This window comes from Clostridium sp. DL-VIII (assembly GCF_000230835.1).
GTDB lineage: Bacteria > Bacillota > Clostridia > Clostridiales > Clostridiaceae > Clostridium.
This window is the reverse complement of record NZ_CM001240.1, coordinates 2,186,107-2,200,554: the sequence shown is the minus strand read 5'-3', so window position 1 is coordinate 2,200,554 and position 14,448 is coordinate 2,186,107. Positions and strand designations below refer to the sequence as shown.

The 14,448-nt window shown below is 30.8% G+C and carries 11 protein-coding genes; 3 read left to right on the top strand and 8 right to left on the bottom strand.

The genetic code is table 11. The features are described from left to right. Window positions 1–13: 13 nt before the first annotated feature. Entirely contained in the window at window positions 14–1,384 is a 1,371-nt protein-coding gene (locus tag CDLVIII_RS10005) for a histidine kinase (protein ID WP_035301718.1), read from the bottom strand. 341 nt (window positions 1,385–1,725) lie between these two features. Beyond that, entirely contained in the window at window positions 1,726–1,848 is a 123-nt protein-coding gene (locus tag CDLVIII_RS32480) for a hypothetical protein (RefSeq protein ID WP_278245907.1), read from the bottom strand. Window positions 1,849–2,196: 348 nt separating this feature from the next. Between CDLVIII_RS32480 and CDLVIII_RS10000 the strand changes: the two genes are divergently transcribed. Next, complete coding sequence (locus CDLVIII_RS10000; RefSeq protein ID WP_009169334.1) at window positions 2,197–3,468, top strand: cation:dicarboxylase symporter family transporter; 1,272 nt, start codon at window positions 2,197–2,199, stop codon at window positions 3,466–3,468. Between the two features lie 214 nt (window positions 3,469–3,682). Here CDLVIII_RS10000 and pgmB read toward each other — a convergent pair whose 3' ends face one another. Next, window positions 3,683–4,330 (bottom strand): beta-phosphoglucomutase, encoded by a 648-nt coding sequence (gene pgmB, locus CDLVIII_RS09995; protein WP_009169333.1) that lies wholly within the window; start codon window positions 4,328–4,330, stop codon window positions 3,683–3,685. Window positions 4,331–4,469: 139 nt separating this feature from the next. On the opposite strand from pgmB, the gene CDLVIII_RS09990 reads away from it, so the two are divergent. Continuing rightward, window positions 4,470–5,480 carry a LacI family DNA-binding transcriptional regulator gene (locus CDLVIII_RS09990; protein ID WP_009169332.1) on the top strand — a complete coding sequence of 337 codons (1,011 nt, stop codon included), beginning with the start codon at window positions 4,470–4,472 and terminating at the stop codon, window positions 5,478–5,480. A gap of 30 nt (window positions 5,481–5,510) precedes the next feature. Here the strand turns inward: CDLVIII_RS09990 and CDLVIII_RS09985 are convergent, their stop codons facing one another. The 5 genes from CDLVIII_RS09985 to CDLVIII_RS09965 form a co-directional block, all read right to left on the bottom strand. Further along, on the bottom strand, window positions 5,511–7,688 hold the full coding sequence (locus CDLVIII_RS09985; protein WP_009169331.1) for a glycoside hydrolase family 65 protein: 2,178 nt from the start codon (window positions 7,686–7,688) through the stop codon (window positions 5,511–5,513). 1 nt (window position 7,689) lies between these two features. Next, the gene (locus CDLVIII_RS09980) at window positions 7,690–9,996 is read right to left on the bottom strand and encodes a glycosyl hydrolase family 65 protein (RefSeq protein WP_009169330.1); all 2,307 of its coding nucleotides are present in this window, start codon (window positions 9,994–9,996) and stop codon (window positions 7,690–7,692) included. Between the two features lie 3 nt (window positions 9,997–9,999). Continuing rightward, entirely contained in the window at window positions 10,000–10,881 is an 882-nt protein-coding gene (locus CDLVIII_RS09975) for a carbohydrate ABC transporter permease (RefSeq protein ID WP_009169329.1), read from the bottom strand. Window positions 10,882–10,899: 18 nt separating this feature from the next. Beyond that, window positions 10,900–11,829: a sugar ABC transporter permease gene (locus CDLVIII_RS09970; RefSeq protein ID WP_009169328.1), complete on the bottom strand. Its 930-nt coding sequence runs from the start codon at window positions 11,827–11,829 to the stop codon at window positions 10,900–10,902. A 120-nt stretch (window positions 11,830–11,949) separates the two neighbouring features. Further along, entirely contained in the window at window positions 11,950–13,374 is a 1,425-nt protein-coding gene (locus CDLVIII_RS09965) for an extracellular solute-binding protein (RefSeq protein ID WP_009169327.1), read from the bottom strand. A 430-nt stretch (window positions 13,375–13,804) separates the two neighbouring features. Here CDLVIII_RS09965 and CDLVIII_RS09960 point away from each other — a divergent pair, with 430 nt between their 5' ends. Further along, complete coding sequence (locus CDLVIII_RS09960) at window positions 13,805–14,392, top strand: TetR/AcrR family transcriptional regulator (RefSeq protein WP_009169326.1); 588 nt, start codon at window positions 13,805–13,807, stop codon at window positions 14,390–14,392. The last annotated feature ends 56 nt before the right edge of the window (window positions 14,393–14,448 follow it).

The window sequence follows — 14,448 nt, the reverse complement described above, 5'->3', positions numbered from 1 at the left end:
AACTTTCATCCCCCTAAATTGGAATTAATATTGCTACTTCAGTCCCTTGTGCTTTTTGACTTCTAATTTGTAATAAATCATCTCTGCTATAATATAGTTCCAGCCTCTTTTTTACGTTTAATATTCCTAGTCCTTTTTTTTCATCAGTTTGCTTATCCAATAACTTCCTTAATATTTCATTCTCCATGCCTATTCCATTGTCTTTAATCTTAATAGAAATAATTTGTTGTTCTTTTTTTATACAAATGCTTATTATCCCATCCTTGTCCTTTTCCTGCAGACCATGAATTATTGCATTCTCTAAAACAGGCTGTATAAGCATAGGTGGTAATTTTATTCCATCTATATTATTATCTATATCAAATACAAATGACATCTGATCCTGGAAGCGGGTTTCTTGAATTGTAATATAAGCTTTAATTGCATTTATTTCATCTTTTAACTCTACCAATTTATCTTTATAATATAAGTTATATCGCAATATCCTTGATGTAGCTTCTATAAGCTTTACAGTGTTATCAGCTGATTCAAACATTGCTATTCTTCCTATAGTATTTAATGTATTAAATAAAAAATGGGGATTTATCTGAGATTGAAGTGCTATTAGCTGTGTTTCCTTAATCAATTTATCTTTCTCTGCACTTTTACGCATTTCAATTTGATAATTATTCTCTATTTCAGCTTTTTCGTTTATTTCATTTATAAACTGTCTAATATTATTTTTCATTTTGTTAAAAGCATTTGCTAAACTATTCAAGTCATAATATTTCTGCTCCTCAATATCAGTTATTTCCCATCTTCCTGCAGATAATGCTTCTGCATAACTGCATAATTCTCCAATAGTTTTATTTAAATTTTTACTTATCACTATTGTAAAGCTAAAGCCAATTATCACAATCAATATTAGAAAACTATAGATATTTATTTGTTCATTCTTATAATTTATTAACTTAAGTTCATACTCTTTACTGCTATAATTTAAGTATGCTACTTCTAAAAGGCTTATATTATTGTTAATATATAAATCTGCTGTCTTCAATTCTATTAATCCATCATAAATTTGTGAAGCCATCTGCTTTGAATTCTTCACTTGATTTATTAAGTCAAGAGATCTATCTTTATAATTATCAAACATGTTCAATAAAATCCTTAAATAAATTCCGCTCTCTTTATCATTTTTCATAACTGGAGTAATTTCATTGATTATATCTGTGATCCTATAATTTGAGTCATTATATTTTATAATATCATTGTCATCTTTTGTTTTTATAAATGAATTAAAAGCATCTGAACTTTTTAAAAATTCTGTAGATAAATTATTAAGCTTAATATTAACACTTGCAAACTCATCATATTTATTAGATATAACATTCCTTTCATACAATGAAAAAATGCATCCAATACAAATGAATATAATAATGACTATGTAAGTAAGTTGAATCTTTTTTATCATATATACTTTCTTAATAGGCTTTTTAATTTTACTCATCCCCTTTTGTTGTATACAATTACATACGACTTAATTATATTATACTGATTTCAATTTAATTACATATTAACAATATTTTACTAGACGGATGTTAATCTAATTAATATATATCATTACTTTTGTAATAATGTTCCCAATAATACTATATATAATTAATCACAAGTAATATCAACAGAGTTTTAAGCTGCAAATAAATGCTTCCATTAAAATCATACGATAAAAAGGCAATAAACACTCTATCGTTGAATGTTCATTGCCTTTAAGTTTTCATGTAATATTTTCCAAGTTTCAACTGCATTTAAACCTTTCAATTTATTGTTATTTAATAATTCATCTTTATCCAAAGTAATCTTTCTCATCCAAACTTCTTAATTCTTATATTGTACCATAATTTCGATAATTACTCCGAAATAAAGACTATTACGGCTGCAATAATCAATTAAAGTAACAAAATTACTGTATATAAATAAGTGAAATAAAATTTACGCATCCAAATTTTAACTAATATTTGAATAATACTCTAAGACAATATTCCTTATTTGTAAAAATGAATTTTTTATAGAGACAAGATTCATTAATCATGTTATAATTTCTAGTGTTGTTAAAGTTTATATATCAATTTGCAATTTATAAGAAGTAAAATGTCATATTGAATTTTGCTTTTAATTATTAAATTTAAAATTTAGAATAAAAGAAGGAGAATATGAATGAAGAAAATAAAATTCGGCCTGGCATTACAAATTCTTGTTGGGCTTATACTTGGAATTATAGTGGGTGGATTGTTTTATGGTAATCCTGCTGTTGAGGCATATTTAAAGCCTATTGGAGATATTTTTATACGACTAATTAAAATGATAGTGGTTCCAATTGTTTTTTCATCCCTTGTAGTAGGTATTGCTGGAACAGGAGACATTAAACAAGTAGGTAGACTTGGAGGAAAAACCCTTCTTTATTTTGAGATAGTAACTACTATTGCTATTGTTTTAGGACTTTTCATAGCCAACGTAGTGCATCCAGGTACAGGAATAAATATGCAAGACCTTGCAAAGTCTAGCATTGATACTTATGTAAGTACTGCAGAAAATGTATCTCATCATAGCTTTGCAGATACATTTATAAATATAGTGCCTACTAATATTTTTGATTCACTTTCAAAGGGGGATATGCTTCCAGTTATTTTCTTTGCAGTTATGTTCGGTTTAGGAGCTGCTGCAATTGGTGAAAAAGGAAAACCCGTTATACAATTTGCTCAAGGTACAGCTGATGCAATGTTTTGGGTAACAAATCAAATAATGAAGACAGCACCTTTTGGAGTATTTGCTTTAATTGGTGTAACAGTTTCTAAGTTTGGACTTTCATCTTTAATTCCACTAGGAAAATTAATACTTACTACTTACAGTTCAATGATTTTATTTATACTAATAGTATTTGGATTAATTGCGAAATTAATTGGGACAAGTATCTTTTCAATCATAAGAATATTAAAAGACGAACTTATACTTGCTTATAGTACTGCAAGTTCCGAAACTGTTCTACCTAAAATCATGGAAAAGATGGAGAAATTCGGATGTCCTAAAGCCATTGCAACTTTTGTAGTACCAACAGGTTATTCTTTTAATTTGGACGGTTCTACCCTTTATCAAGCTATTGCAGCTATATTTATAGCTCAATTATATGGTATTAATTTATCTATACCTACCCAAATTAATTTAATGATTGTATTAATGCTTACTTCAAAAGGTATAGCAGGCGTACCAGGAGTATCTTTTGTAGTTCTTCTAGCTACTCTTGGTTCTGTTGGAATTCCAGCCGAAGGTTTAGCTTTTATAGCAGGAATAGATCGTATACTTGATATGGCTAGAACTGCTGTAAATGTATTAGGTAATTCTTTAGCAGTAGTTGTTGTATCAAAGTGGGAGGGGAAATATAATTCTATAAAAGCTCAAAAGTATATAGAATCAATTAAGAAAATTGCATAGCGATCGTTTAAAAAAATGAATTATTAAGTATTTATAATTGCAAATGGATGTCTCAGACTAGAAAATAGCTTCTAGGTGAGACATCCCTTATTATCATTTGGAGCTGCTCCATAATCTGTTACTGAATAAGCATTAGCTGGCTTTTGAATAGCTATCAGTCATGATTTTATTCCCATCCCTCCTTCCAGCCCTCTGTATGTAAACTAAATAAATATTATTTAAGAAGTTCATTCCAGTCCAAATTACTTTGCATAGTTAATGCGTCATAATCTGCTCCGAGCTTATCATGTTCCGGCCCAACTCCTAAGGATCTCATATGGCCTGCTCTCGCTGCTACTATCCCAACTTTTGAATCTTCAACTACAAGACACTCTTCATTCTTTAAATTTAACTTTCTTGCTGCTACAATAAATACCTCTGGATCTGGTTTTGATTTACTAACATCAAGCCCACAGCTCACCTCATTAATATACTTATTTAATCCAGTCTTCTCTAAGATAAGATGTGTATTTTTACTAGCCGAGCCAACTCCTATTTTTATTCCTCGGTGTTTAAGCATTTCTAATGTTTCTATAACGTCCTTTAAAACAGCTCTAGAATCTAATTTTTCCAATAATCCAATGTAATAATTATTTTTTTCTTCAGCAAACTTTTCTTTCTCTTCCTTTGAATAAATCACTTTTCCCTTTGAAAGTACAACTTCTAAGGACTCCATTCTGCTTACACCTTTTTGTCTTTCATTATCTTCCTTTGTATAATTAATAATGCCTAGTTTTTTAGCCAACATGTTCCACGCATCAAAATGCATTTCATCTGTTGATACTAATACCCCATCAAGATCAAAAATTACGCCTTTAATCATTTTATCTATCTCCTTTTCATATCTACTTTACTTGCTTGTACACTATCGATTTTATTTATTCGGTATACAATTTTGGGTTTTAATGTTAAAATATTAAACAAGGTTTAACCTTAAACTTCTCAAAGAGGTGGTTTAAATAATGGCAACAATTAAAGATATAGCTAAAGCTGTTGGCGTGAGCTTCACTACTGTTTCTAATGTAATTAATGGTAAACCTGGTCGTGTTTCAGCAGAAACTATAATAAAAATTAATAAAGCTATAGAAGAATTAGGATATGTTCCAAACATGTCGGCCCGTTCACTAGTTTCCAATTCTTCAAAAGTTATTGGTGTAATAAACCATATAGTTACTAACCACAATAGCAATTTTATGGAAGATCCATTTCATTCTATATTTATTGGAGCAATCGAATCTACTTTGCGAGAAAATGGTTATTATTTAATGTTACGTACTGTGGAGACAAGTCAAGACTTGATTTTTTTTCTTAGAAACTGGAATGTTGACGGTTTAATTTTGGCTGGTATTTTTGAGGACGATTTTTATGATGTATTGGCCAAACTTCATATTCCAATAATTTTAATAGACAGCTATATTTCTAATCCTAATATCTGCAATGTAAGTCTTGAAGACTTTAATGGTGGTTATATTGCTACTAAATATCTCATTGATCATGGTCATACAAATATAGCCTTTGCTTCACCTTCTATAAAATATAAAGGTGTTGTTTCAGAACGTTTTGAGGGTTACAAAAAAGCACTTTCAGAAGCTAACATAGAATTTAACAATAAACTTGTTTTTGAACAGGAAATTGACACTACTACAACTATTAACCTTGGAATATCTTTAGCAAGGCGAAATGATTTTACTGCAATATTTGCAACTGCTGATATACTTGCTGCTGGTATTATTACTGGTCTAAAGCAAGCTGGTAAAAGAGTTCCTGACGATATATCTGTCGTTGGCTTTGATGATATTAATTTATGTAATTTAATATCACCTGCCTTAACTACAATTCATCAAGATGCTCCATTAAAAGGTAGACTTGCGGTAAACTACATAATTGATAAACTTGAAAATAAGCCTATTAATAGGAAAGAAACTATTCTTCCGGTCAGACTTGTAGAGCGGGAAAGTGTAAAAACTATTTAAATTCAGCAGAGGAGTAGAAATATTCCCCTGCTAAATTAATTTAATCTCAGCCTCATTATTAATTATGTCAATTTGATATAATTTATTTAAATATAATACTTTAAAGCTAAGTCTTTTCCAATTAGCTGGCATGCAAGGCTTAGATTTTACTATTCCATCTTCAAAATATATTCCGCCAAAGCCTTCCACAACTGTCATGTATGCTCCACCTGAAGAAGCAGGATGAGTCCCCCCTATATAAATGAGTCCAGCCCATTGTTTACCCTTTCCTTCTATATCTGTAAGTGCTGACTTTAAGAAAAACTCATATGCTTTATCTGCTAATCCGCATTTGCATGCAACTAAGGCGTACATACACGCACTTAGGGATGATCCATGCTCTGTTCTTGGCTCATAATACTGCCAATTTTTAAGCAATACTTCCTTTAAATATTCCTCATGAAACAAGTTAAGCATTGTTATAACATCTGCCTGCTTTATAACCTTTGTATGAGATGCTATCCCATAAGCTCCTCCCCAATATTCCTTATCATCTATTAATCTTTCCCTTAATTTATCAATTTCTATATCTTCTAAACCGTCGTAGCCGTCAAATTGTGAAATTATTGATGTTTTATTATCAGGTATTGGTATATATATTTTATTAGCTGCGTCAGCAAATCTTACTTTTAATTCATCTAAATTATATTCTTTAATAATATTCCATTCCTTACTTTTAGCTATCTCTATTATTTTTATGGCACTTTCAAAGGTAAACTTAGCCATCCTATTAGTATAAGCATTATTATTAACTCTTTCATGATACTCATCAGGTCCTATTACATCTCTAAGTTCATATACCTCTGACTCCAGCTTAGTCAAAAGTAAATCGTAATAAAATTCTGCGCACTCTACTATTACCTTATCTCCGCCTTCGGCTAGTAACTCATAATCCCCTGTTTGATCAATATATTTCATAATTCCATGCACAATAGCCGAAGATATATGAATTTGCTTGTCCTTAAAAAAGGTTCTCATAGGGCGCCCTGTAAATACATCGGTTACATTATAGTCAGAACATGCATCATACCCGCCTTCTTGACTTTCCCATGCATAAAATGCTCCTTTATATCCATAAGACTCTGCTTTTCTTTTAGCTCCATCTAATGTATCAATTCTATATTTTAATAATGTTTTAGCTACCGTTGGTTCAGTATTTAAAAAGAAGTCTAGCATAAACATTTCTGTATCCCAGAATACTGCTCCTTTATAGGTTTGTCCTGATAATCCTCTTGCTGCAATTGAAAGGCTGTCAGAATGTCTAGGTGCTATGCAGTGAAGGTGGTATATAGAATAATTAAGTGCTTCCATTGCCCTATCATCACCATCTATAATAACCTCTGAAATTTTCCAAAGCTTTTCCCATTCATTTTTATGAACTTTCAATAAATCGTCGTAGCCTCTATTATATAAATCACTAGTGAGCATTTTTGCTTTCTTTAAGGCATCACCGCAATCTTTACTTGTATATATGCTAATAAATTTATATATTGTGTAACTTGAATTATTCTCAGCATCAATACTTATTTTTCTAAGTAACTTATTACCTTTCTCTATTTTTTCTTCGCACGCTTTAAAAGCATATTTAACTTTCTCACAGGTGTATACTTTATCTTTGTTTTCATGAGTTAAAGCCTCTTCAATCAAGGTGCCATCCTCAACTAAGCATGTAATTTTGTCATAGTGAGGGCCATTAATATTCCAAACATCTCCATCAATTCCCGTATATATATTGAGGTTTCCAGCACTTTCTGTAATGATGCTATATTTCATTAAGATAGAATGTTTGTCAGCCATTCCTGCAAATCTTTCAGCTTCAATTTTTAATTTTCCTTTTGGAGTACTAAAAGTTGTTTCGCATTTAAAAATTCCATGCCTATAATCTAAAATCATTCTATTATTTAAAGTTTTAGCATTTGGCAGACGATATTCCTTTCCATCAAATTCAATATAAGTGAATAAGGCATTTGGTGCATTAAGCGGTTCTCTCCATGAACTTCCCACTTGATCATAGATTCCAGACAAATTAATAGCCACAAATTGTTCCTTTTCATATTCAGGCAGTGTTCCTCGTATTCCTAGATATCCATTACCTATAAGAAACTTATTTCCATTTTCGGATATTCTATCTTTGCTATATTGATTTTCTTCTACTAACCAATTGATCATTCTACCCTCTCCATTCAATGGGAATATTTATAGATGTTCTTTCATCGCTTAAAGTTACCAATTTCCCATATACTTCAATCTGAAGCTTTGTGCCGTTTAATGTATAAAAACTTACATTTTCCTTGCTTACTTCTACTACAATTACATCATTGTGATAACCTAATCTAAAGGAATATCCTTTCCAGGCTTTAGGAATTGATGGATTGAAACTTAAAAGCTCTTTATCTGAACGCATACCACCAAAACCATATAAAATATTCATCCAGGCTCCAGCTATTGAAGTTGTATGTAAGCCTTCACGTGTATTGCGATTGTAATTATCCAAATCCATTCTTGTTGCAAAGCCAAAGAAATCATAGGCTTCTGCATGCTTTTTTAGCTGTGCTGCTAGTATTGAATGTACTGATGGTGAAAGGGAACTTTCATGAATACATCTAGGTTCATAATATTCATAATTAGCTTTTATCTGTTCCTCTGTAAATCTGTTATTATATAAGAACATTAGCATTAACACATCAGGCTGCTTGATCATATCATTACGATAAATCCTATCGTATGTCCAATGATTATATAATGGAAAATCCTCAACTGGAATATTATGAACATCAATATGTGGTAAATTAAAATATCCCTCATGCTGCTCAAAAAGTTTAGTTTCTTCATTATAAGGAATGCACATTTTTTCAGCAATTATATTCCAATTTGCCATTTCTTCCTGTTTTATATTAAACTCCTTAACTATAGCATCATAGAGACTTCTATTCTTGTTCTTTAATCTCTTTAATACATCTAGAGTATATTCGAGTGTAACTTTCCCCATATAATTTGTATAGCAATTATTATTGACCATCATTTGAAATTCATCAGGTCCCATTACGCCATAATAACCATACTTAGATTTATCACTATTCCAGTCTCCTCTTGTTGCAAGCATCCTGCTTATTTCTATTAATAATGGAATTCCTGTTTTAAATACAAATTCTTCATCTCCGGTTATATTCTCATAATGCCATATTGCATATGCAACTGCTGTTGATGCCTGAAGTTGTAAACTAGCATGCTGCCATAAACTACAGCATTCCCTTCCACTAATGGTTGCTATCGGAAAAAATGCACCTTCACAATCTAATTGTTTTGCTCTTTCTTGTGCCTCTGGTAATGTAATAAGTCTGAACTTTAATAAATGTTTAGCCGCTTCAACGTTGCTAAAAATATAAAATTGCAGGCAGTATGCCTCTGTATCCCAAAAAGAATTACCACTGTATGCTTCTCCAGTCAACCCTTTTGCGCCTATTATATCCCCCGGCTCAGCCCCCTGATAAGTTTGATGCATTTGAAATATACAAAATCTTATACCTTGCTCATTTAGTTCATCACCATCAATTACAATATCTGACTCTGCCCATATTCTATCCCACCAAGCTATACTTTTACTTTTAATATCATCATAAACAAGTGCTGTAATATTTTTCTTCTCTTCTTCACACTTAGTTTTTAACTCATTAAATACCATATACTTTTTATTCTTATTAACTATATTGTTAATAACTTTAGTAAAAATAGATTTTTCACCTTTAATAAGATTTATTGTGAATTTCTTCAATACTCTTTTTTCTTCAATAATATCTTCTTCATTTTTATATATACAATCAAATTTACAAGAAGAAAATACATTTTGATTTGTATTTATTGTAGTTCCTAATATGCTTAAATAACCTTTTCCACTATCAGAATTACTGCATTTCCACAAGTTTTCACCTGCCATATAATGAATATTTGTAAAATCTAGCCCTGAAATAATTTCAATATCACCGTTAAAATTAATTGGTGTAATACTTATTCTTTGCCCTGCTAAATGAACCTCTTCCATTGATAAGAAACGTTCAAATTCTAATTTCAATTCCTTCCCACTATTTAATTTCCATATAAATGAGCGGTTTAAAATACCTGTCTTTAAATCAAGTTCTCTTCTAAAATCTTTAATAATACATTTATTTATATTAAGCTGCTCGCCATCAATAATTATACGAGTATATAGCCAATCTACTGAATTCACCATAAATTCAGTCTTCTTTATTATTCCTTTATATGAAGGACCAACTACCGCTTGTTCTTCATATACACCATTAAAATAACTTCCAAGGAGGCTTTCTCCACTGTATCCTTCTTCAAAATATCCTCTTATACCCATATATTCATTGCCAAGAGAATATATAGATTCTGATACCTCTGAATAATCTTTATTAAATCCTTCTTCTATTATTTTCCACGGGTCTGTAATATAATATTTATCTGCAATCTTTGTCATGTCTTACTCCTTTACTGCACCTGCTGTGGCACCATCTGTAATTTGTTTTTGGAATATTGTAAATAAAATAATTGGTGGAATAATTGAGAATGCTACTGCCCTTAGCATGTCTATATCATTAACCTTATTTGAATTATGATATGCAAATAATTTAACCATAACAGTTTCCTTTTCAGTACCATTAAGTACTAAATATGGCAACAAGAAATCAGACCATGCTGCTGTAATTGTAAAAATCACAACTACCATAACTATTGGCTTTGAAAGTGGCAATATGATTTTAAAAAATATCTTAAACAACCCACATCCATCTAACTTAGCCGCTTCTATTAATTCATTTGGTAAACCTTCAAAGAAGTTTTTAAATAAAACCACATAAAATGCATTTGCACCAAATACAAACCATAATGGTATAAAAGAATCATTTAATCCTATTTTGTTTATATTTACAAACAATGCCACAATGCTTGATGTTGCTGGAATTAACAGACTCCACATTACCAGTCCTAGTACTATCTTGTGCCCTCTTGGCTTTATTATTGCTAGTACATAAGCTAAAAGCCCATTAAATATTACAGAACATATAACACTACCAACTACCACTATTGCAGAATTCACATAATAATTAACAAAATTTAATTTTTCCCATGTATCAACATATTGCTTTATATCAAAAAGTTTTGGAAGTATAGTAGCATCTATTCTAAATTCCTTAATATCCTTAAAACTCGCTAAGAATACCCATATGGAAGGGAATAGACATACTGCGACCATTAATAGACATAGTATAAAAATGATCACACAAAGTATTTTTGTTTTACTAGATTTAACATCATAATAACGAATTGCTCCATCTTGTTTTTCTTTATACTTACTAAAAAACATTATATTATCTCCCTTCCACTATTTTTTGCTTGCTGTTAGCTTAAAATATAGTCCACTTAGTGCTATAAGCACTATGCATACAACAACTGATAACGCTGCTGCTGCTGGAAAATTATAATCTCTAAATGCGAAATTATATACTAATTGCATAATTGAAATGCTTGCATTGTTTGGACCACCGTTTGTCATAACCATTGGCTCATAAAGAATTTGGAAAACTGATATTATTTGAAGAATAAGCATTGTTTTTGCAAGTGAAAATATTTTAGGAAGAGTAATATGTCTTATTCTCTGTAATACTGTTGTTCCATCTATTGTTGCAGCTTCATATAATTCTGGATTAATACTGCTTATACCTGCCATATAAATTAAAGCTGTAGCACCTGCACTCTTCCAAGTCATACTCACTACAATAAGAGGAATTGTTAACTTTGGATTGGTTAACCATAGCTGAGGATTGACGCCTATCTTTTCTAATAAAATATTTAATGTACCTGTTTGTCCAGGTTTAAAGAAAAATCCCCACATAATTACTGTTGCAAGTCCTGGCATAATATTAGGAAAATAAATTCCAACTCTGAATAAGCCTTTAAAATGAACCGTTTCACTTATGAGAATAGCTGAAATTATAGGTGCTATAAAGCCTATAATTAGTGACCAGCCAATATATGAAAAAGTATTTTTAAATGCAGCCCAAAAATCTGGATGTGATAATATGCTAAAATAATTATCTAAGCCCACAAATTTAACAAGCCTAATACCATCTGCTTTATATAGCGAAAGTCTAATGTTTTCTAGTAACGGATCCCATACAAAAAATGCAAATAAAACAAGTGTTGGAAGCATTATAATCCAGCCCATCAAATCATTTTTCTTAAAAAATTTATGTTTAACCTTAGTTTGAGGTTTCTTATCAGGCTCTAATAACTTTGGTATCAATTCTTCCACTTTTTTCACCTCCTTAGAGATCTTTAATTCAAAAGGGTAATCTTATAAAGAATACCCTCCTGATGAATTAAATAGACATTAATTAGTTAAAATATTGTGTATTGTGCAATTAAAATAATATTATTTATTAACTTTTTCATCTAAAATCTTTTGATAATTTTCATTAGCTGTTTTCATTAATGTTGGAACATCTGCATTTTTATCAGTGATTACTGCTTGAATTACTTTTGTTAATTCAGAATATAAATCTTGCGCTGATCCTGGCTCTTCCATTCTAAGATTTCCATCTTTACTAATGGCATCAAAGTATGAGCTATACATTTTTTCATCAACATTGCTATTATCTTTAATAACCTTATCTTGTGCATCCATTACGTCTTTATTAACCCAGCATGGGAATCTTTGAATAACAGGAACTCCACTATTAACTTTATTTTTTGCATCAGCTTCCATACCTGCAATAGAATCTTCTGTTGCAGTAGGCGCCTTTCCCATAATTTCAATGTAATCTAAAGCAGCATTAATTTCATCCTCTGTTGCATTTTTTGCGAACATATAAGGTGTACCACCAGACAATGAAAATTGAGCACCATTTGGTCCTGCTGGTATTGCAAACATTGCTAAATCTTTTGCAGGAAGACCATTATTTTCAGTAGGTTGGTTAACTGCATCATTTGCTGCAATATACATGCCAGCGGCTCCTGTACCTAATTCTGAAAAACCTGTACCCCAATCTTCATTTGTAGGATCTGCTGTAAGGCAATCATACTTCCACTTTAAATCTTTTACAAAATTCATTGCCTCTATAGCTTCTTTACTATCAACGTTTGATTTATATTTTCCATTTGAATCCACTGTACATAATGTAGCTCCAAATGCCCATGCTATATTTGAAAAATGCCATCCACCTGCTGCATCCTTAGCTAAAAGGCAAAATCCTGCTTTACCTGTTTTCTGCTTAATTGTTTGTGCGGTTTTTGCTAATTCATCCCAGGTCTTAGGAATAATAGGATATCCACTACTATCAACTAGTCCAGCTTCCTTAAATAATTCAACATTTGCCATGACACCTAATGCATATCCATCACGTGGAATGCCATATATTCTTCCATTGCTATCTGATAGAAGTTTCTTAATTTGTGGGTTAATTGCAGTGTCCCATCCACGTTTCTTCAATATATCCGTAATATCAGCAACATATCCTCCTTTAATAAGTTTTTGAGGCTCAGTATACCAGGTTTCAAATACAGTTGGTAAATTTCCCGCCTCAGCCATAGGTACAAATGTTTCTGTAGAATACTTATAATAATCAGGAACAACTTCAACATTAGGATCTTTTGCTTCTAATTTTGTTTTATACCCTTTGTGTAATTCAATCTCATCTTTCAAAGTATCTTCTGGCCAAAGACCCATTTTTAATTGAATCTTCCCATCTGATTTTGCAGTGCCGCTTGTACCTTGAGACTTTGAACCACACCCTGTAATCAATGTGGCTGCTAATGATGCAATTAACACCATGCCTAAGATTCGTTTAATTTTTTTCATAACTTTTCCCCTTCCTATTTTTTGATAAACACTTTTAAAGTTTAACGTTAAACTTAGCGTTTTATAATAGAATAATATTTAAGAATCCAAAGCTTGTACATTTTTAGTCATTTTAGTCTTAATAACGTTTTCAGTTTTACGTTAAACCTATTATAGCATCTATAGTAAATAGTGTCAATATATGGTTATCTATCTTCATAGTATTTTTTTAATAATTGATTTCTTGTATGAATCAAATCAACAATTAAATACTACTAAAAATTATATTTTATAAATAGTTCTAATAACTTTAACTGGTACCACTAGTTAAGTTACGCCCTATAATTCTTATTTCTCTGTTTGATATTTTTCTGCATGACAACTTTGTCATATGACATACTTGTCATGCAGAAAAATTTATGCTATGATGTCCTCAAGAGGAGATGATTTTATGCCTAAAGATACTTTCAAAAATTTGAATGAAGATAAAAAGCAAAGAATTTTTGATGCAGCTGTACAAGAATTTTCTACTTGTTCTTTCAGTGATGCATCTATTAATCAGATTATTAAAACAGCAGGAATACCACGTGGAAGTTTTTATCAATACTTTAATGATAAAGAAGACCTCTACTTATATATGATAGAAGAAATTTCAAATCAAAAGAAAAAGCTTATCCCTGAAAGAGTTTCAAATCCAGATGATGAGTTTTTTGAAACTTTTATACAAAAAACTAAAGAGTCACTTGAATTAGGTAAAGCTAAACCTGAATACACCAAGATAGGCATGCTCATGCAAATGGATAACTCTGAATTTATTGCTAAATTTCGTACTGCTTCCATTGAAAAGTATAGAAAACAACTAAAACATAATAAGGAATGCGGGCTTATAAGGCAGGAAGTTAATACTGATATAGTTTTGGATATGCTTTTCTCATATACCTTAGAGGAATATTTTAAAAGTGGCTTTGATGAAAATGAGTATTTAAAAAAGGTTATCGATGCCATTAATATAATCAAAGAAGGAATCAAAAATAAATAGGAACTAATAATAAAATTATCCAATTGCTTTATTCATTGAATTAAGGAGGAAAATAA